At 51.5% G+C, this 18831-nt stretch carries 17 protein-coding genes; 15 read left to right on the top strand and 2 right to left on the bottom strand.

Annotation, left to right across the window (positions count from 1 at the left end; all coding sequences use genetic code 11):
* Positions 1-25: 25 nt before the first annotated feature.
* The 11 genes from rlmB to HMPREF1548_RS07415 all read left to right on the top strand — a co-directional run bounded on the left by rlmB (position 26) and on the right by HMPREF1548_RS07415 (position 12932).
* The gene (gene rlmB / locus HMPREF1548_RS07465; protein ID WP_021635318.1) at positions 26-766 is read left to right on the top strand and encodes a 23S rRNA (guanosine(2251)-2'-O)-methyltransferase RlmB; all 741 of its coding nucleotides are present in this window, start codon (positions 26-28) and stop codon (positions 764-766) included.
* 83 nt (positions 767-849) lie between these two features.
* Positions 850-2607, top strand: coding sequence for a GDSL-type esterase/lipase family protein (locus tag HMPREF1548_RS07460; protein ID WP_021635317.1), 1758 nt, complete (start codon positions 850-852; stop codon positions 2605-2607).
* Complete coding sequence (gene sigH, locus HMPREF1548_RS07455) at positions 2604-3230, top strand: RNA polymerase sporulation sigma factor SigH (RefSeq protein ID WP_021635316.1); 627 nt, start codon at positions 2604-2606, stop codon at positions 3228-3230. The genes HMPREF1548_RS07460 and sigH overlap by 4 nt, the downstream gene beginning before the upstream one ends.
* A 46-nt stretch (positions 3231-3276) precedes the next feature.
* Positions 3277-4734, top strand: coding sequence for an alpha/beta hydrolase-fold protein (locus tag HMPREF1548_RS07450; RefSeq protein ID WP_021635315.1), 1458 nt, complete (start codon positions 3277-3279; stop codon positions 4732-4734).
* A 27-nt stretch (positions 4735-4761) separates the two neighbouring features.
* Positions 4762-5238: a hypothetical protein gene (locus HMPREF1548_RS29885; protein ID WP_021635314.1), complete on the top strand. Its 477-nt coding sequence runs from the start codon at positions 4762-4764 to the stop codon at positions 5236-5238.
* Positions 5239-5250: 12 nt separating this feature from the next.
* Entirely contained in the window at positions 5251-6150 is a 900-nt protein-coding gene (locus HMPREF1548_RS07440; protein WP_021635313.1) for an acetamidase/formamidase family protein, read from the top strand.
* 146 nt (positions 6151-6296) lie between these two features.
* Positions 6297-6539: a helix-turn-helix transcriptional regulator gene (locus HMPREF1548_RS07435; RefSeq protein WP_025491577.1), complete on the top strand. Its 243-nt coding sequence runs from the start codon at positions 6297-6299 to the stop codon at positions 6537-6539.
* 338 nt (positions 6540-6877) lie between these two features.
* Positions 6878-7252: an ArsR/SmtB family transcription factor gene (locus HMPREF1548_RS07430; protein WP_025491578.1), complete on the top strand. Its 375-nt coding sequence runs from the start codon at positions 6878-6880 to the stop codon at positions 7250-7252.
* Positions 7252-9135 (top strand): heavy metal translocating P-type ATPase, encoded by a 1884-nt coding sequence (locus tag HMPREF1548_RS07425; RefSeq protein ID WP_021635309.1) that lies wholly within the window; start codon positions 7252-7254, stop codon positions 9133-9135. The genes HMPREF1548_RS07430 and HMPREF1548_RS07425 overlap by 1 nt, the downstream gene beginning before the upstream one ends.
* Before the next feature lie 57 nt (positions 9136-9192).
* Positions 9193-10497 (top strand): cob(I)yrinic acid a,c-diamide adenosyltransferase, encoded by a 1305-nt coding sequence (locus tag HMPREF1548_RS30445; RefSeq protein WP_021635308.1) that lies wholly within the window; start codon positions 9193-9195, stop codon positions 10495-10497.
* Positions 10498-10595: 98 nt separating this feature from the next.
* Entirely contained in the window at positions 10596-12932 is a 2337-nt protein-coding gene (locus HMPREF1548_RS07415; RefSeq protein ID WP_021635306.1) for a glycoside hydrolase family 20 protein, read from the top strand.
* Positions 12933-12945: 13 nt separating this feature from the next.
* Here the strand turns inward: HMPREF1548_RS07415 and HMPREF1548_RS07410 are convergent, their stop codons facing one another.
* Positions 12946-13845, bottom strand: a complete 900-nt coding sequence (locus HMPREF1548_RS07410; RefSeq protein WP_025491582.1) for a helix-turn-helix transcriptional regulator — start codon at positions 13843-13845, stop codon at positions 12946-12948.
* A gap of 377 nt (positions 13846-14222) precedes the next feature.
* Here HMPREF1548_RS07410 and HMPREF1548_RS07405 point away from each other — a divergent pair, with 377 nt between their 5' ends.
* From HMPREF1548_RS07405 to HMPREF1548_RS07390, 4 genes are all read left to right on the top strand, one after another.
* A complete protein-coding gene (locus HMPREF1548_RS07405; RefSeq protein WP_021635302.1) occupies positions 14223-15275 on the top strand; it encodes a zinc-dependent alcohol dehydrogenase family protein in 1053 nt (350 codons plus the stop codon).
* Positions 15276-15372: 97 nt separating this feature from the next.
* Complete coding sequence (locus HMPREF1548_RS07400; protein WP_021635301.1) at positions 15373-16386, top strand: aldo/keto reductase; 1014 nt, start codon at positions 15373-15375, stop codon at positions 16384-16386.
* A complete protein-coding gene (locus HMPREF1548_RS07395) occupies positions 16380-16820 on the top strand; it encodes an RbsD/FucU family protein (protein ID WP_021635300.1) in 441 nt (146 codons plus the stop codon). The genes HMPREF1548_RS07400 and HMPREF1548_RS07395 overlap by 7 nt, the downstream gene beginning before the upstream one ends.
* Positions 16820-18295 carry an alpha-L-fucosidase gene (locus HMPREF1548_RS07390; protein ID WP_021635299.1) on the top strand — a complete coding sequence of 492 codons (1476 nt, stop codon included), beginning with the start codon at positions 16820-16822 and terminating at the stop codon, positions 18293-18295. Before HMPREF1548_RS07395 ends, HMPREF1548_RS07390 begins: the two co-directional genes overlap by 1 nt.
* Positions 18296-18635: 340 nt before the next feature.
* On the opposite strand, the gene HMPREF1548_RS30210 is transcribed toward HMPREF1548_RS07390, so the two are convergent.
* Positions 18636-18831: hypothetical protein (locus HMPREF1548_RS30210; protein WP_035321510.1), on the bottom strand; the 196-nt coding region annotated here is incomplete at its 5' end.

Genomic DNA, 18831 nt, shown 5'->3' with positions numbered 1-18831 from the left:
CCGGAGCGAAACTGAAGGAGCGGTTATGAGATACGAAGAACTGACCATAGAAGGGCGGAATGCGGTTATAGAAGCCTTCCGTTCGGGAAAGACCATTGACAGAGTTTTTATTCTGGACAACTGTCAGGACGGTCCGATTATGACCATCAAAAGAGAAGCGAAAAAGACGGATTGTCTCATTAAGTATGTTTCCAGGGAACGTCTGGATCAGATGTCTGAAACAGGAAAACATCAGGGGGTTATTGCCTATGCCGCTGCCTATGAATATGCGCAGGTAGAAGATATGCTGAAGCTGGCTGAGGAAAGGCAGGAGCCGCCCTTTTTGATATTATTGGATAATATTGAAGATCCCCATAATCTGGGGGCGATCATCCGTACTGCCAACCTGGCGGGCGCCCACGGTGTCATTATTCCTAAAAACAGGGCTGTGGGTCTGACCGCAACCGTGGCCCGTACCTCTGCCGGGGCCTTGAATTACACACCGGTGGCCAAGGTGACCAATCTGGTAAAAACCATGGACGAGTTAAAGAAAAAAGGAATGTGGTTTGTGTGTGCGGACATGGACGGAACCAGAATGTATGATTTGAACCTGACCGGCGCAATCGGCCTTGTTATTGGTAACGAAGGCGAAGGCGTGGGAAGGCTGGTGAAGGAAAACTGTGACTTTGTCGCGTCCATCCCCATGAAGGGAAACATTGACTCCCTGAATGCCTCAGTGGCGGCAGGCGTGCTGGCTTATGAGATTGTCAGACAGAGAATTATATAAAAAGGTAGAAGGAAGGTAACTGCCTGAACCCTTCACAGCTACAGAGGCAACATTCCTTCAGATTGCAGGAGCATTAAGAAAAAATGAAAAATTTGAATTTTCTGGCGGTTACGGGATGCGGTCTTCTGGCTGTATTCCTGATTTCCTTTACAGCGGCATGCAGCAGGCAGTCCGGAGCGGCCGACGCTCCGGTCATGCAGGCGGACAGCGGCGGGCTGCAGAGCGTGGGAACCGTGGATAAAACAGAAAATGGAACAGCGGATGCAGGACAGGCGGCTGATGATTCCGGCGCGTCGGTGCAGGATTCTGTGTCGCATGAGTCTGTAGGACAGGCCCAGGAGGCGACGGTGAAAACCGGGAAGGACTCCGAAGGCGCGGCAGACGGAAAGCAGGACACAGGACAGACGATGGACCGCGGCGGGGAGGAAGCCGGAGACACAGGCCAGGTGTCCGGAAATGATGGCGGAGAAGCCGGAGATGAAAGTCTCGTATCCGGAAATGGCAGCGCAGAAGCCGGAGACACAGGCCAGGTATCCGGAAATGACAACGGGGAATCCGCCGGTCAAAATCAGGTATCAGGAAATAACAGTGGAGCGTCTGTAAGCGGAAACCAGGTGTCCGGCAACAGCGGCCCCGGCAGTGACGGCGGTGAGAATCAGATTTCAGGAAACAGAATTCCCGCAAGGCAGTTACTCCGCCCTTGCGGAGGAAGCGTATCCGGCAGCAGTATTTCAGAAAATGATATTTCAGGAAATTCTCTGTCCGGCAGCACTTCCGGCAACAGTATATCTGCAAACAGCATTTCCCAAAACAGCACAGGTGGAAATAAGGATTCAAAAAAGGAAAACTCCTCCGGAAGTGAGGCCGGCAAAGAAGAATCGGGAGGCAGTTCCTCCGACAGCACAGTTTCAGGCAGCAGTATGTCAGGCAACACCGTTTCAGGCAGCAGTACGTCAGGCAACTCAGTTTCAGGCAGCAGTGCCTCAGGCAATTCTGTTTCCGACAGTGATATCATAGCTCATATGGGAAGGAATACGGCAAAGCTGGAGGATCCTTTTGACAGGAAACACTACACCCTGGCCCAACGGCAGGCGGTCCGCAGCTCCCATAAGGAAACGCTTCTCGCCAATGAACTGGATAAACAGACGATATCAGGAAACAACATTGATTTTTCGGATATCAAAATAACCTGTCTGGGCGACAGCATTACCCAGGCCGTAAACCTGGATAATCTGGATAATTATCAGGAGCTTGCCTATCCCCATATCCTGCAGGAAACGCTGGATGCCAGAAAAGTATATAATCTGGGAATAGGAGGCTCTTCTATCGGGAGATACTGGGCGGACGCCTTCGTAGACCGCTACCAGAAAATCCCTGAGGACAGCGATATCATTCTTGTAATGGGCGGCACAAATGACGAGTTCTGTGCAAGCCTGGTGGAATTCGGAAATCCCGCGGAGCGTAAAAGGAGAACCTTCTGGGGGGATTTGGATGAACTGATGGATGGGCTGAAGACGGACTATCCTAATGCGGAGGTGATTTTCATGACACCTCTTCCCAACAGCCTTCAGGATTACCTGAAAATCCAGCACCCCTACCTGATTCCCCAGGATAAATTCGCGGATGTCATCAAGGAGCTGGCGGACGAACATGGAATGGAAGTGATTGACCTTTACAATTCTAATATTCTGGACGGACATGATAAAGACAATGTCCTGCATTTCATGCCGGACGGCGTACATCCCAACGCGGACGGCTATGAGATTCTGGGAGAGCATGTGGCGGCGGATTTGATACGGATTCTGCAGTCGAGGCAGAAGAAAGGAACGGATTCCCAATGAAAGATTCCTACGGGGAATATACCGACGAGGAGCTGATCGTGCTTCTCAGGGACGGTGAAAATGATATCACGGATTACATTATGGAAAAATATAAGGGCATGGTGAAGGCAAAAGCCAAGTCCATGTACCTTTTAGGCGGGGACAGCGATGATTTAATCCAGGAAGGCATGATTGGGCTTTTCAAAGCTATCCGGGATTATGACAGCGGCAGGGATGCCAGCTTCAGCACCTTTGCGGATCTTTGCGTATCCAGACAGATGTATACGGCAGTGCAGGCCTCTTCCCGGAAGAAACACATGCCTCTTAACACCTATATTTCCCTGTACAGCAAAAACATCGGGCCGGATGGGGATGGCAATGAGGAAAACAGCCTGATGAACGCCATTCCTGCGGCGCTGGAAATGAGTCCGGAAGAGCTTTTTATCGACCGGGAAAATGTGGAAGGGCTGGAGCAGGCGATTGAGAAAGAATTAAGCGGCTTTGAAAAGCAGGTGCTGGATCTTTACATTACGGGGATGAGCTATAACCAGATTGCCCGGGTACTGGGCAAGGATGGAAAAAGTACGGACAATGCGCTTCAGAGGATTAAGGCAAAGCTTCGCAGGGCGATTTCCGGGGACTGAGTCGGAGTGAAACGCCGCGGGGTTTTTAAAGGGAGGAAAACTGCAGATGAAGGATAAAGAAGATACGAATGAAAATATGAGGGACAGGGAAAAGGGTATGATAAATTTGAATTTTGCAGGGATCCGATCCAGGGAGGAACTGTACAGGTATCTGCAGGAAAAGCTGAATCTGCCGGAATCCAGGGGAGAAAATCTTGATAACATTTACGCAGTGCTTACGGAAGCTTCCGGGAAAATACATATTATAGTAGAAGGGCTGTCAAAGAGCCGCAGAAGGTTGGGAAGCTATCTGGACGGCGTTTTGAAAACGCTCAGGGCCGCGGAGGCGGTTACAGAGGATTTAACCATAGAGGTGCGCGGACAAATCGATGCTGATAAGGAATGGCTGGATAATCCTACGGTAGTGGAGCAATCCTGCGCGTACAGCCGGCCTGTAATGACGGCGCCGGATGGTAAGCCGGTTCCCCATAATTCCAGGGAAGGCCTTTTGTACCGCGCGGAAGGCATGCCTTATGTCAGGCTCCGTTTTCCCAATGCGATGAATGTCCAGCTGCAGATTGGCGATATCATGTATCCGTTCCTGGAGACGGAAAAGGATGTGTGGACGGTGGATCTGCCCCTGGAGCCGGGATTTTATTATGTGCATCTCTACGTGGACAACTGTCTGGCAATCAGCCCGTTCCTTTCCATAGGCTATGGTTTTTCACGGCCGGTGAACTATATTGAGGTCGGGCCGGTGCCGGAATTTTTACAGATGCACGATGTGCCGCATGGGGATATCAGGCATGAGTATTATCCTTCTGCTGTTACCGGAAGGACGGAAAGCTGCATCTGCTATGTGCCGCCGGGATATGAAGAGGGGACGCTGGAATATCCGGTACTCTACCTGCAGCATGGCTTCGGGGAGAATGAACGGGGCTGGATATGGCAGGGAAAGGTGAATCATATCATGGATAACCTGCTGGCAGAAGGAAAGGCCGTGCCCATGCTAATCGTTATGGCAAACGGTATGGTCATGGAGGAAGACGGGGATGGGGAGGCAGTGCTCCGGCACAGCCTTTTCCCGGAGGAGCTTGTGCAGGATATCATTCCCTTCATTGAGAAGAAATACCGGGTGAAAAAGGATAGGGACCACCGGGCGATGGCCGGGCTTTCCATGGGATCCATGCAGACAAGCATGACGGTCTGCCGTTATTCGCAGCTTTTTGGCTGGGAGGGGCTGTTCAGTGGTTTTATGCACAATTTTATCGGAGAAGACCCGGATAACAGCTATCTGGAAATTATGAAGGAAAAGGAATTCCAGGAGAAGCAGCATCTGTTTTTCAGGGCTATGGGAAGGCAGGATGAGTTCTGGGATTTTTTTACGGAGGACGATGCTTTCTGTGAAGAAAACGGGATTCCCTGTGTGCGCAGGGAGTACAGAGGCGGGCATGACTGGAATGTCTGGAGACAGTGTATCTATGATTTTCTCCCACAGCTTTTCCGGGAAGATGCTGAAAAATAGAAAAGCAGGAAAGACACAGGATAAAGTATGGACGAAAATTTTGTCAGGGAACGTGAAAAAGCCGTACAGGCAGTAAAGGAATGCGGCGAAGAAGCATTGCTGGGCGGCCGTCTGTGGCATGCGGTAAGCCTTTATGAGGGAACCACCTTTTATACGAGCAAAAAGCTTCCCTTTACCTACCGGATTAAAGGACGTGAGCTTTTCTGCGATCGGAAGGAAAAATCCATTACCGAGGCAACCGTGCTTCGGGCTTATAAAAAGATTCTGGAGGCGCGGGCGGCAGGTGAGCCGATCCGCGGGCCGAAGAAGCTCAGCATGTTCGGCGCTCCCTATATCTGGGGAATTCTGAAGGGGCTGGGGCTGGCCGGGGGTGAAGAGACGGAACGGATGGCCGAAATGCCAGAGGATGCCGCCGATGCGGAACGGGCGGCCGAAACGCCGGCGGATGCCGCCGGTGCGAAAATGACCGGTCCGGACGATGCAAAGATTGCGTCCGAACTATGAAAGGAGCCGAAGATGCTTACAATCAGCAGGGATAAGGTATATGACAGACTGGATAAAAACATTCCTCCGTCAGCCATTTGCGAAAGCGGGGAAACAGTAATATTCGAAACCAGGGACTGCTATGACGACAGTGTAACCAGTGAAGAGCGTCCTCTGGGAGACAGGGAAGACGCCCTGGGAAATCCGGCAACCGGACCCTTGTATATTAACGGCGCGGATGCGGGGGATGTGCTGAAAGTAGAAATCCTGGATATCAGCCTGCATTCCAGGGGTGTTATGTGCGCTTCCTTTTCATGGGGTATTTTTGCAGGCAGACTGCCGGAAGCAAAGGCGGTAATGTATGAAATCGAGGGAGATAAGATTCGCTTTGATGATACGCTGCTGCTTGACTGCTGTCCCATGATAGGGGTCATCGGAACGGCGCCTGCCGGAGAAGGGATAGCCACATCTGTTCCCGATGTCCACGGCGGAAACATGGACTGTAGAAAAATCGGGGCGGGAACGGTCCTTTATCTGCCTGTTGCAGTTCCGGGAGCGTTGCTTTCCATGGGTGATCTCCATGCCCTGATGGGAGACGGAGAGGTTTTTGGCTGCGGGCTGGAAATTGCGGGAACGGTTACCGTAAGGGTAAGTGTATTAAAGGAAAATCCAATCCCCACGCCGTTTTTGATAACCCGGGATGCTGTAATTACCATTCAGTCGGCGGCTACCGTGTTTGAGGCGGGAAAGACAGCCGCCAGGCTGATGGAAGAATTTGTGAGAAGGGTGACCGGCCTGGAGGAAGTGAAATCCGAGATGCTGATGTCGCTGGTTTCGCATATGTCGGTATGCCAAATCGTAAATCCGCTGATGACGGCGCGCGTGGAATTCCCCAGGAATATATTGGAACAGTATGGATGGAGGGCGGAATAAGAAAACCATAAAAATGTAGTAATGATTCGGCATTGTTCGGGAATAAATACATGATTTAACAAAAATTTACCATTTTACTACCGTATATGGAAGCAATTTTGTTAAAAAATGGGATAAAATGTATTTATAAGCTGAGGAGGCCGGATATGTCAGAGCAGGAGAAGTTAGCAAACCGTATTAAGACCCTTTGCTCGGCAAAGGACATGTCTTATTATACTTTGTCCTACCGTTCCGCAGTTCCGATGACGACACTGATGCACATCATTGATTGTTCTACCCAGAACCCGGGGATTTTTACAATCTGCAAGCTGTGCGGAGGACTTGGTATTACATTAAAAGAGTTTTTCGATTCACCCGAATTCCTGGAAATTGAGGTGGGTGAAGAATAGCGTCTTACGCTTTCTTCCATTTATTGGTTGATTATACCCTTCATGAAGATGGCCGCCCTGGTGCTTGGGGCGGTCATTCTTTATGCACAAACAGGCTGGCGGACACAGAAACCGGAAAACATGGGAATGATGGATAAAGGCCAAATAGGGCAGAACTTTAACAGCAGCAGGGCTGAATAAAATGTATGAGCCCCCAATTTTAATCAATCAAATTTTTTTATAAAAGTACTTGCTTTTTTTACATGAGATGAATATAATAGCATTAAACATATGAAAGATTGTTCATATGTTTGAATGAAAAAATAAATAAAGGATACCATATGATTGGAGGAGCTTCTATGAAAAGAAATTATGAGCATGCGGAAAGCTGTGAATATATTCATGTCCATGAGGATATTGTTGAAAAAGTAAATGCGCAGATGCCGGCGGAGGATGATTTGGATGATCTGGCTGACTTTTTTAAGATATTCGGGGATACTACAAGAATTAAAATGCTGTATGTGCTGCTTTGTTCCGAAATGTGTGTCTGCGATTTGGCGCAGATACTGAATATGACGCAGTCGGCAATTTCCCACCAGCTGAGGGTGCTTAAGCAGATGGATTTAGTGAAGAGCAGGAGGGATGGGAAGACTATTTTTTACTCGCTGTCCGACGGACATATCAAGACAATTCTGAGCCAGGGGCTTGATCATATTCAGGAGGATGAAGAATAATGACCAGGAAATTAAAGAAAAGACTGAAACGGATTATCATCGGAGCCGCTTTTTTTGCGGCTGCTGTACTGATTGAGAATTTTGCGCCGGGGCTGCCCTGGTATGTATTGCTGGCCGTATTTTTGACAGCCTATGTGATTGTGGGCGGAGACGTTGTGAAGAGAGCGGTGGGCAATATCGGCAAGGGCCAGGTTTTTGATGAGAATTTTCTTATGACCATTGCCACGGTGGGAGCCTTTTTTGTAGGGGAGTATCCGGAAGCGGTGGCGGTAATGCTGTTTTACCAGGTAGGTGAGCTGTTCCAGAGCTACGCGGTGAACCGTTCCAGAAAGAACATAACGGAGCTGATGGATATCCGTCCGGATTTTGCCAACGTGCGCAGGGACGGCGTGGAAGCGCAGGTGGATCCGGATGAAGTGGCCGTGGGTGAGACGATTGTGGTGAAGCCCGGCGAGAGAATCCCGCTGGACGGCGTGATTACAAAAGGAAATTCCAGCCTGGATACGATGGCGCTCACCGGTGAAAGCGTGCCCAGAGAGGTCCTCTGCGGCGAAGAGGTAATCAGCGGATGCATCAATCTGACGGGTGTGCTTGAGGTACAGGTCAGCAAGCCCTTCGGTGAATCCACAGTGTCCAAAATCCTGGATCTGGTGGAGAACGCCAGCAGCAAAAAAGCAGAAGCGGAAAATTTCATCACCAAATTTGCTAGGTATTATACGCCCATTGTGGTACTCTGTGCCGCAGTTCTGGCAGTAATTCCGCCGTTGTTTTTAGGAGGCTGGTCCACCTGGATTTACAGAGGGCTGACATTCCTGGTGGTTTCCTGCCCCTGCGCCGTGGTTATCAGTGTGCCGCTGAGCTTTTTCGGCGGGCTGGGAGGCGCCAGCAAAGCGGGTGTCCTGATCAAGGGGAGCAATTATCTGGAAGCTCTTGCGGAAGCGGAAATTGTTGTTATGGATAAAACAGGCACGCTCACAAAGGGAACCTTTAAGGTGACGGAGGTGAAGCCTGCTTCTGAAAACGGTGTTGAGGTGATTTCCGGGGAGAAGCTGCTGGAGCTTACGGCTTATGCGGAAAGCTATTCCAACCACCCTATTTCCCTTTCCATCCAGAAGGCCTATGGAAAGGAACTGGATAAAAACAGGCTGGAAAGCACGGAAGAGCTGGCTGGGCACGGTGTCCATGCGGTCATTGACGGATTTGACATTTATGCCGGAAACGAAAAACTGATGCGCCAGCAGAAAATTAGCTTTACCAATGCCGCGCAGATTGGTACAATTGTCCATGTAGCAAAGAATGACCAGTATCTGGGATATATCCTTATTGCTGATGAAATCAAGGAGGATGCCGCAGAATGTATCCGCGGGCTGAAGGCCGAGGGTGTTAACCGGGTGATAATGCTCACCGGGGACCGGAAGGAAACGGCGGATTATGTGGCTTCGCAAATAGGCCTGACGGAGGTTCACTCAGAGCTGCTTCCCGGTGATAAGGTGGATGAGGTGGAGAAAATCATCGCATCCAAATCGTCAAAGGGCAGGCTGGTATTTGTGGGAGATGGCATTAACGACGCGCCGGTCCTGGCAAGGGCGGATATCGGAATCGCCATGGGCGGCCTGGGAAGCGACGCAGCCATTGAAGCGGCGGATGTGGTAATCATGACGGATGAACCGTCCAAGATTGCCGCAGCCATGAGGATTTCCCGCAAGACGCTGGGCATTGTAAAACAGAATATCGTTTTTGCCCTGGGAGTAAAAATCCTTGTTCTCATTCTGGCGGCTTTTGGAATTGCCAACATGTGGCTGGCGGTTTTTGCCGATGTGGGTGTGGCGGTTATCGCCATCCTCAATGCCATGAGAGCCATGCAGGTGAAGGGCATTGACTGATGAGTGATAAGGTGCGGCGTTTCGGCCAGGGCTGCGCATATACCGGGAAAGCGGAGTATGGAAAAAATACAACTTAATCTACAATTAACACAGGAAGATATACAAACAGCAATAAGTCGGTATCATTATCAGGATACCGACTTACCGCTGTTTTTTCAGGTTTATGAAGAAGTGCGGAAATATCTGGATCCGGAAGGCTATTATGTGTATTCCGGGCCGGATAGGGAAAGAATCGGAAACAGGATATGGAAGGCGGCCGGGGAAAAAGCTAAAAAAGAAACCCAAAAAGAGACCCAAAAAGAGACCAAAAAAGAAACCGGGGGAAGAGCTGAGGAAGAAGCCGGGGTGGCCGGCGCGGAGGACAACATAACCGCGTCCGGTGAGGCTTTAATGCTTCCCGGCGGGAAGCATGGCTTCTGTCAGGTGATCGTGACACTTGGCAGCGGGCCGGACCGGCTCCAGGAAGGGTATGCGGCAAAGGGAATGCTCACGGAAAGCTATATGGCGGAGTGTATCTGCACGGAGCTTCTGTGGAAAGCCTATGAGGAGCTGAATGAAAAAATCAGGGGAAAATATGGACTGTTCGTGGAAAAGATGCTCTTTCCGGGAAGCGAGCTTCCGCTGGAGGCCATGGAAGGGATGTTTTCCCAAATCGGGCAGACAACGGTTTCCTTCAACCGCTTTTACGTACTTTCACCGAAAAAAAGCGTGGTGTACCAGGCACGGCTGGGGGACACGGCCTGCACAGAGCTGTGTTCCTCCTGCGGAAATAAGGACTGTCCCAACAGGAAGACAGCGATATGTGAAAAGGAAAGGGAGGACGTCGGGATGAAGCTGGAAAGAGGACTGATTCATTTATATACGGGAGAAGGAAAGGGAAAAACCACAGCAGCCATGGGACTGGCCCTGCGTGCGGCAGGATCGGGGAAAAAGGTGCTGATTGTGCAGTTCATGAAGGGCAGGGATACGGGGGAGCTTCACAGCCTGGCCCGTATCCCTGAAATCAGGCTTCTGCGCAGCGAAAAGGATTTCGGATTTTTTTCCTCTATGACCCTGGAACAGAAGGAGGAGCTGACAGAAATTCATAACCGGATTCTGGAGGAGGCGATTTTGCAGGCACAGGAGGGAAAGGCCGATGTCCTTGTGATGGATGAGGTGACCTATCCTGTGAACTGGGGGCTGCTGGACGGCGGCAGGCTGAAGGATTTCCTGCTGCATAAGCCGGAGGCTGTGGAGGTGGTATGCACCGGAAGGGATGCCCCCGCTTTTTTGACGGATGCTGCGGACTATATTACGGAAATGCGCTGTGTCCGCCACCCTTACCAAAAAGGAATTATGGCCAGGAAAGGGATAGAATTCTGAGTGGATCAGAAGAACAGGCAGCTGAGGACCTGTTGGCAGGAAAAAGAAAAATATACGCAGCTGTGAAGCTGTAAAAGCGCTTCAGCGGTAGGAGTAATATGGCAAAGAATAACGACAAAACTCAAAGATATTATCCAGGAATAAAAACAGCCTGTCTGGCAATGCTGGCGCTGCTTTTTCTGCTGGTGTGCGTCTTGCTTCAGGGGGACGGGGGAGAGAGCCTGGGTGGAGGAGACGCGGCTGCCGGCGCTGGTGAGCATGGTTTTTATTATGAGAATCTGGCCCTGATGCCCGGTGTGGAGGTGACGGCGGACAGTGTGGAGAATGATAGCTTCCTGCCGCAGCTGGCGGCGGATGGAAAGAAAAATGCCGGCGCCGGCCGCTGGTCCAGCGCCAATGAGGCGGGAGCGCCGGAGCACTGGCTGCAGTTTTCTTTTCCACAGGAGCAGAGCTTTGCCTTTGTCAGCCTTTACTGGGAACGTCTGAACGTGCTGGGATTTGTAATCGAGGTATCCCGGGACGGGGAGCACTGGACACAGGCCGCCCTGTGGGAAGGTACGCCGGAAACCAATGAGCAGCATGTGGTTTTGGATAATCAGGCGCAGGGCAGGTTCCTGCGCCTGAGAACCACGGCGGTTTCCGATACGGAGGAAAACCAGTACCTTTATTATCAGAATGTTTCTTTGCTGGAAATGGAAGTGTACGCCCAGGCTCCGGTATCCTGGTGCCTTCAGGTTCCGGAAATCAGGACAGCGGAAGACGGAAGCCGTTTCCTGCCCCTTCCCGAAGCGCCCGCAGGATATGAAATCCGGCTGCTTGGATCGGATTATGAGGAAATCATTGACGAGGACGGCACGGTATATCCCACGCTCGAGGAAAAAGCGGTTACCGTGGGATACCGGATTTCGCAGGGCGATAAATATGAGGATTCCCCTTCTTATTATGTAACGGTTCCGCCCTCCGTTTTTACGGACAATCCGGAATCGCCCGCGGATAATTCTGAAGCGTCTGTGGATAATTCTGAAGCGTTTGTGGTAAATGATCGACCGCGGCTATCGCCTGAGGTCTCGGAATGGAAGGGAGGCGCCGGTTTTTTCCCTCCAGAAGATGCGAAGCGCATTGTGATGCAGGCCGGCAGGGAGGCAGAGCTTAGGCAGCCTGCCCTGGATTTACAGGAAAGCTGGAAAAAGCTGTCCGGTGGGGAGCTGACGGTGGTTTCCGGTGAGGAAGCTTCCCTGCAGACGGGGGATATTTATCTGGGCTTTGCCGGAAAAGAGATGGGATTGAAGGAAGAAGGCTATTGGCTCGATATCCGGCCAGGCACTATGGTGCTCCGGGCAGAGAAGCTCCAGGGGCTTATCTGGGCAACGGTCACGGCCGCCGATCTTCTTGAAAATGCCGGAGAGGGAATCCCCTGCGGCACGATCCGGGATTATCCCCGCTATTCCGTGCGGGGTTTTCATATAGATATCGGCAGGAGGATGGTTTCCCTGGAAACCCTGAAACAGATTGTCCTGACTCTGAGTGAACACAAAATGAATAATCTGGGTGTGCATCTGAATGACAATGAGATTCTTTCCACCAGCGGAAAAAACGATTCCATTTCCAACGCGTTTACCGCTTATGCGGGCTTCCGTCTGGAGTCCGGGCTGAAAAACAGCAGGGGAGAGGGAATCACCTCCCAGGATGGTTCCCTGACCAGGGAGGAGTGGAAGGAACTCACCCGTTTTGCGGCAGAAAAAGGGGTGCAGGTGATCCCTGAAATTGACACGCCCGCCCACAGCCTGGCGTTGACAAGGATTTTCCCGGAATATGCCCTGGCGGACGAGCCGGATAATGTGGATCAGCTTGATTTGGGTAAAAAAGGGACAGTTGACCTGGTGCAAAAGCTTTGGAAGGAATATCTGGAAGGGGAGGATCCCGTTTTTGAAGCAGGCGGGCTGGTCCATATCGGGATGGATGAATATTTTGCGGACGGGGAGGATTACCGCAGCTTTGCCAATGACATGATAAGCATGATTCAGGAAAGCGGCCGCACCGTGCGTATGTGGGGCAGCCTGAGCCGCCTGCCCGGCAGGACGCAGGTGGCTTCGGAAAATGTGCAGATGCAGATCTGGAATATGGAATGGGCCGATCCGCAGGATATGTATGAGGAAGGTTTTACCATCATCAACTCCCTCAACAGCAGTCTGTATATTATCCCGGGAGGCGGCTACGACCGCTTGGATCTGGAAGCATTGAAGCAGTGGGAGCCAAATCTTTTCGCAGCTGGGACACAGGCGGAAATGCTGCCTGCCTATTCCGGGCGGATGGCGGGGGCGGTTTATTGCCTTTGGAACGATACGATAGGAAGCCTGGATACGGGCGTCACAGAGGAGGAAATTCTGGAACACTTTCTGGAACCGCTGCCGCTGCTTTCGGGAAAGCTGTGGTAGAATTTGATTGCGGCTACGGCTCCGGAAAGCTGTGATAAGCCCCTTCCTTCCGGTACTGCCTTGGACTGAGCTGGTAATAATTCTTAAATGCGGAGGAAAAATGCTCCATGGAGGAATACCCCAGGGCTTCAGCCACGGAGGTGATGCTCCGGCTGCTGTCGGAAAGCAGGATGGCAGCGGCGGACATACGCGCCTCCGTTTTTTTCTGCAGAAAGGTCTTGCCGTAATGCTTCTGCAGGAGCCGTTCCGTCTGCCTTGTGCCAAGCCCCAGCTTGCCGGCCAGCTCCTCTAAGGACAGGCTCTGATATTCATAGAGAAAATAATCTTCAATGATCACGGAGGTTTTATCAGCCGCCGCAGAGAAGCCGGAAGCCCTCCCGGTTTCTTTTTTTTCTTCATAATTGCGCACCAGCCTGACCAGAAGCTGCTGTAGCAGCAGCTCCACCTGCAGCTGAAAACCGGTATAGCGGTTTTCCAGTTCGGAAAAAAGCTCTTCCATCAGAAAAGCCACATTCTGGGTATCCTGGCCGAACCAGAAGGTGGTCCCTTCAAACAGGGACAACGCCCGTTCCCTGCCGTCTGGCTGCGGCCCGGCGGAGGGCTGGGAGCGGCGCTTTTTTTCCGTTTTCAGATAAATGCAATATTCACACATGGGATCCTCCAGGTGCGGTGTCTGCGCGTGCTCCACATGCGGCCCGGTCACATAAAGCGTCCCGGGCACAATATCATAAAAACGCCCATTGATGCGTGCACGGCCGTAGCCGCGGGGAATATAGTGGATTTCATAGCTCCCGCTGCCATGGCTGTGGCTGGGAACCGTGCGGAGAAATCTTTCATAGATAATATTAAGTGCCTGAAACCGCGTATCCCCAATGGTGAAGCGGATATCCAGATCGCTGAAATTCGTGCGCATATCTTCTGTTTCCTTTCAAATATCATCCAACCGTTTAAAAGCTCTGTGTGATGGGCCGGCGGCTGGCTGCTGCCGTATATTCGTTCGGCCAACGCAGTAATGTGGGGCCTGCCTGACCTGTTTCGTTCTGTCTTATATATTAATGTAACGTTTCCTGGCCGGGAAGTCAAGAAACCTGCGCTGATGCGACATAAAATGAAGCAAGTTGTCAAATCCTTCTCTAATACTTTTTCCCATTAGCTTTTATAATAAGGATATCAGTTAACACACAATTTGTGACATATGGTCACTGCTGCTGTAAAGCGGCTGAAGGCTGAAGAAGAGCGGCTGTTCACTGTCCTGACGGTTGCTTTTTTAGAAAAGAAAGGGGTTAAACAATGGAAAAAATGAGAATGAGAGGGGCGACACTGCCCGGCAACAGCTCAGTGGAAATGAAGGAATTTGAAATTCCCAAGCCCGGTCACGGCCAGGTGCTGATCCAGACCAAGGCTACCACCATCTGTGGAAGCGATATCCGCTGCATCTACAGGGAACATGTGGGAAAAGGCCCGGAGGGCTACATTCCCGGTATGGTTGCAGGCCATGAGCCCTGCGGCGTTATCGTGGAAGAAGGAGAGGGTTTAAAACGCTTTAAAAAAGGAGACAGGGTTATTGTTTACCATATTTCCGGCTGCGGCGTATGCAACGACTGCCGCAGAGGCTATTACATATCCTGCAAGAGCCGTTTCCGTCAGGCTTACGGCTGGCAGAGGAACGGCGGCATGGCGCCCTACATCCTGGCGGATGAAAAGGATCTGATCGCGCTGCCTGACGAACTGACCTACAAGGACGGCGCACAGGTAGCCTGCGGCTTCGGCACGGTATATGAAGCCATTGAAAAAATCGGCATCTGCGGCAACGATGCGGTGCTGGTAACCGGCCTGGGCCCGGTGGGACTGGCTGCGCTTATGCTTGCAAAGGCCATGGGAGCTAACATGCTCATCGGCGTGGAAATGAATGATTACCGTATCGGCCTGGCAAAGGAACTGGGACTGGTGGATTATGTGTTCAAACCGGACGAAGCCATGGACGGCATTATGAAGGTAACGAACGGAAACGGCGTGGAGCGCGCCATTGACGCCAGCGCCAGCGATCCGGGACGCCAGCTTGCCATCCGCGCCACAAGGGAATGGGGCAAAATCGCATTCGTCGGCGAAGGCGGCACCTGCACCTTTAATCCCAGCCCCGACATCATCCATGGACAGAAGACCATTTATGGCTCCTGGGTGACCTCGCTGTGGAGAATGGAGGAACTGGTGGAGCGTCTTGTCCGCTGGGGCATCCATCCGGAGGATCTGATTACCGATGAGTTCCCGCTGGAAAAAGCAGGCGAAGCCTATGCGCTTATGGCAGGCGGAAACTGCGGTAAGGTAGCAGTTGTTTTTGACTAAACAGTAACCGGTGAAAGCCGGCGGTAAAGGCGGATGCTGTGTGAAACGGCAGCCGTGAATTTCCAAAGTAAATTCCTGCCGGCAAAAAGGAGAGAATATGACAGCAATCATAGATCAGAATAAAATCCCCCGCCGCGCCCTGTACACAGGCGAGACCATTCCTGCGGTAGGGCTTGGAACCTTCGGTTCCGACAAATACGGCCCGGAACAGGTGGCGGAAGCCGTTTACGGAGGAATAAAGGCGGGCTACCGCCTGATTGACTGCGCAGCGGTATATCAGAACGAAGACAGAATCGGAGAAGTGTTAAAACGCGTTATGCAGGAAGGCATCGTGGAAAGAAAGGATCTGTTCGTAACCTCCAAGGTATGGAACGACATGCATGGTGAAGGCAAGGTACTGGAATCCTGCCGTAAAAGCCTGCAGGATCTGCAGCTTTCCTGTATTGATCTTTATTTTGTCCACTGGCCCTTCCCCAACTATCATGCGCCCGGCTGTGACGGAGATTCCCGGAATCCCGATTCCAGGCCCTTTAGTGTGGAAGAATTCATGAGCACCTGGAGACAGTGCGAACAGCTGGTGGATGAAGGAAAGGTACGCTATATAGGCATGTCCAACATGACCGTTCCCAAGCTGGAGGCAGTGCTGCCGCTGTGCAGAATCCAGCCGGCGGCCCTGGAAATGGAACTGCATCCCGGATTTCAGCAGCCGGAGCTGTTTGATTATGCTGTAGCCCACGGCATTCAGCCTATCGGTTACTGTCCCATCGGTTCCCCTTCCCGTCCGGAACGGGACAGAACCGCAGAGGACATCGCTGATACCCAGATGCCGGAAATCGTGGAAATCGCTGAAAGACACAACATCCATCCTGCCCTTGTGTGCCTGAAATGGGCTGCGCAGAGAGGCCAGATCCCCATTCCTTTTTCCGTGAAGGAACCCCAGTATGTAAGCAACCTTGCCTGCGTAACTGAGGATCCGCTAACCGAAGAAGAGATGGAGAGCATCCGCAGGGCGGATAAAAACTGCAGACTGATCAAAGGACAGGTATTCCTGTGGGCCGGGGCAAAGGGCTGGGAAGACCTGTGGGATATGGAGGGAACAATCACATGTTAAAAGGAATTCCGAAAATTTTATCCCCCGAGCTTCTGAAGGTTCTGTGTGAAATGGGCCACAGCGACCGCATTGTCATAGCAGACGGCAACTTCCCCGCAGAATCCATGGGCAAAAATGCGAAGGTAATCCGCATGGATGGCCACGGCGTCCCTGAAATACTGGATGCCATACTGCAGGTATTTCCGCTGGACAGCTATGTGGAAAAGCCCTTTTCCCTCATGGAGGTAATGCCCGGTGATAAGGTAGAGACGCCTATCTGGGAAACCTATGCGCAGATCGAGGAAAAATATGAAAGCCGCGGCAGAGAGGCTATCGGCCACATAGAACGGTTTGCTTTTTACGAGGAAGCAAAAAAAGCGTATGCAATCATAGCGACAGGAGAGACGGCGCTGTATGCCAATGTCATGCTCCAGAAGGGTGTGGTGACGGACTGATGGCGGAGCTGAAGGAATATCTGGAAAAAATAGAAAAGGTAATCGCACAGGGACCTTATAAGGATACCTGGGAGAGCCTGGGGAACCATCCCATGCCTGACTGGTTCGTGAAGGCAAAATTCGGTATTTTTATCCATTGGGGCGTTTACAGCGTTCCGGCCTTTGCCAATGAGTGGTATCCCCGGAACATGTATATTCAGGGAACGCCGGAATTTGAGCATCATGTGAAAACCTACGGGCCGCATAAGGAATTCGGCTATAAGGATTTTATCCCTATGTTTAAGGCGGAAAAATTCAACCCGGAGGAATGGGCTGATCTGTTTGAAAAGGCGGGAGCCAGATACGTGGTGCCCGTAGCGGAGCATCATGACGGCTTCCAGATGTACAAGAGTGAAATTTCCCACTGGAATGCCGGGGAAATGGGACCCAAAAGGGATACGCTGGGAGAACTGACGGAAGCCTTTGCAAAAAGAGGGCTTATAGGCGGCGCCTCCTCCCACCGGGCGGAGCACTGGTTTTTCCTGGGGCATGGAAAGGAATTCGACAGTGACATTAAGGAGCCTCTGAAAAGAGGGGATCTGTACTGGCCGTCCATGGCGGAGCCGGATCATCAGGATCTGTACGGGAAACCGGAGCCTACGGAGGAATATCTTCAGGACTGGCTGGTAAGAACCTGCGAAATCATTGATAAATACCAGCCGAAGCTTCTGTATTTTGACTGGTGGATACAGCACAGCGCCTTTAAGCCTTACCTGAAAAAGCTGGCCGCTTATTATTATAACCGTGCAGAGGAGTGGGGTGAGCAGGTCCTCATCAACTACAAGCATGATGCTTTCATGTTCGGCACGGCGGTGGTGGACATTGAACGCGGGCAGTTTGCGGATGTGAAGCCGTACCACTGGCAGACCGATACTGCGGTTGCTCTGAATTCCTGGTGCTATACGGAAAATAATGACTTCAGGCCTGCGAAGGATATCATCTGTGATCTGGTGGATATCGTGAGCAAGAACGGCAACCTGCTTCTGAATATCGGCCCGAAGGCGGACGGAACCATTTCGGAGGAGGACACCCGGATTCTGACAGAAATCGGCGACTGGCTGAGAGATAACGGGGAGTCCATTTATGACACAGGGGTGTGGAGAAAATACGGAGAAGGCCCTACGCAGATTGTGGAAGGACAGTTCTCCGACGGAATCAAAAAGGATTTTACCCCTGCGGATGTGCGCTACACGGCGAAGGGAGATCATATCTATGCCACAGCCCTGAAATGTTCGCCGGAGGGCAGCTATCTGTTCCCCGCGCTGGGTGAACAGGATGCTTCCAAGAAGCCCAACTTCCATGGAATCATCCGTAACGTTGAAATTCTCGGCTTTGATTCGGAGTGCAGCTGGTCCAGGGATGAGGAAGGGCTGCATGTGAAGGTGACCGGCGTCAATACCGACAAGCCGGTGGTGTTCCGGGTTACGGTGGACTGATGCGCCAGCTTTGGCAGTGATTTGCGTTTACTCCCGTGGGCAGTGAGCCAAGTAACCATGCTTGCATGGATATTTGGCGACTGCCGCGAGGGTCAAATACCCCGCTGCTTAGCAGCCCTGCAAGTTTGATATCCTGTTGCCGCGGGGGATTTGATTGCGCAGAACATATGAATAAGTGAAAAAGACAGGCATCCAACCAGACAGAGATTGTCGGCGGCGGGATGCCTGATTTTTTAAGCCTGAACTGTTACGGTTATACAAATAAATACTATCAGGAATTGTTGCAGAAACTATATCTGTATGCTACAATCGGGATAAGCAATGACTTCAACAAATCTTTTTATCTTTTAAGATTCTGCGCCGCTCTGTGAAGGCAATTCAGCCCACAGACCGGTATCTGCACGCAGCTTCGCGTGTGCATGGACGACATATGTACAGACTTCTGCCTGACGGAGGTTTTCATTTTTACATATGTACTGTAATGCATGAACTCCTTGCTGACAAATGAATAAGCAGGGAGGACAAAGCGGCTGCCG

The organism is Clostridium sp. KLE 1755 (genome assembly GCF_000466465.2).
Taxonomy (GTDB): Bacteria; Bacillota; Clostridia; order Lachnospirales; family Lachnospiraceae; genus Eisenbergiella; species Eisenbergiella porci.
This window is presented reverse-complemented; position numbering and strand designations above follow the sequence as displayed.

Excerpts from the sequence above, each read along its gene's own strand:
- rlmB (WP_021635318.1), top strand. The coding sequence starts at position 26 with ATGAGATACGAAGAACTGACCATAGAAGGGCGGAATGCGGTTATAGAA.
- HMPREF1548_RS07460 (WP_021635317.1), top strand. The coding sequence starts at position 850 with ATGAAAAATTTGAATTTTCTGGCGGTTACGGGATGCGGTCTTCTGGCT.
- sigH (WP_021635316.1), top strand. The coding sequence starts at position 2,604 with ATGAAAGATTCCTACGGGGAATATACCGACGAGGAGCTGATCGTGCTT.
- HMPREF1548_RS07450 (WP_021635315.1), top strand. The coding sequence starts at position 3,277 with ATGAAGGATAAAGAAGATACGAATGAAAATATGAGGGACAGGGAAAAG.
- HMPREF1548_RS29885 (WP_021635314.1), top strand. The coding sequence starts at position 4,762 with ATGGACGAAAATTTTGTCAGGGAACGTGAAAAAGCCGTACAGGCAGTA.
- HMPREF1548_RS07440 (WP_021635313.1), top strand. The coding sequence starts at position 5,251 with ATGCTTACAATCAGCAGGGATAAGGTATATGACAGACTGGATAAAAAC.
- HMPREF1548_RS07435 (WP_025491577.1), top strand. The coding sequence starts at position 6,297 with ATGTCAGAGCAGGAGAAGTTAGCAAACCGTATTAAGACCCTTTGCTCG.
- HMPREF1548_RS07430 (WP_025491578.1), top strand. The coding sequence starts at position 6,878 with ATGAAAAGAAATTATGAGCATGCGGAAAGCTGTGAATATATTCATGTC.
- HMPREF1548_RS07425 (WP_021635309.1), top strand. The coding sequence starts at position 7,252 with ATGACCAGGAAATTAAAGAAAAGACTGAAACGGATTATCATCGGAGCC.
- HMPREF1548_RS30445 (WP_021635308.1), top strand. The coding sequence starts at position 9,193 with ATGGAAAAAATACAACTTAATCTACAATTAACACAGGAAGATATACAA.
- HMPREF1548_RS07415 (WP_021635306.1), top strand. The coding sequence starts at position 10,596 with ATGGCAAAGAATAACGACAAAACTCAAAGATATTATCCAGGAATAAAA.
- HMPREF1548_RS07410 (WP_025491582.1), bottom strand. The coding sequence starts at position 13,845 with ATGCGCACGAATTTCAGCGATCTGGATATCCGCTTCACCATTGGGGAT.
- HMPREF1548_RS07405 (WP_021635302.1), top strand. The coding sequence starts at position 14,223 with ATGGAAAAAATGAGAATGAGAGGGGCGACACTGCCCGGCAACAGCTCA.
- HMPREF1548_RS07400 (WP_021635301.1), top strand. The coding sequence starts at position 15,373 with ATGACAGCAATCATAGATCAGAATAAAATCCCCCGCCGCGCCCTGTAC.
- HMPREF1548_RS07395 (WP_021635300.1), top strand. The coding sequence starts at position 16,380 with ATGTTAAAAGGAATTCCGAAAATTTTATCCCCCGAGCTTCTGAAGGTT.
- HMPREF1548_RS07390 (WP_021635299.1), top strand. The coding sequence starts at position 16,820 with ATGGCGGAGCTGAAGGAATATCTGGAAAAAATAGAAAAGGTAATCGCA.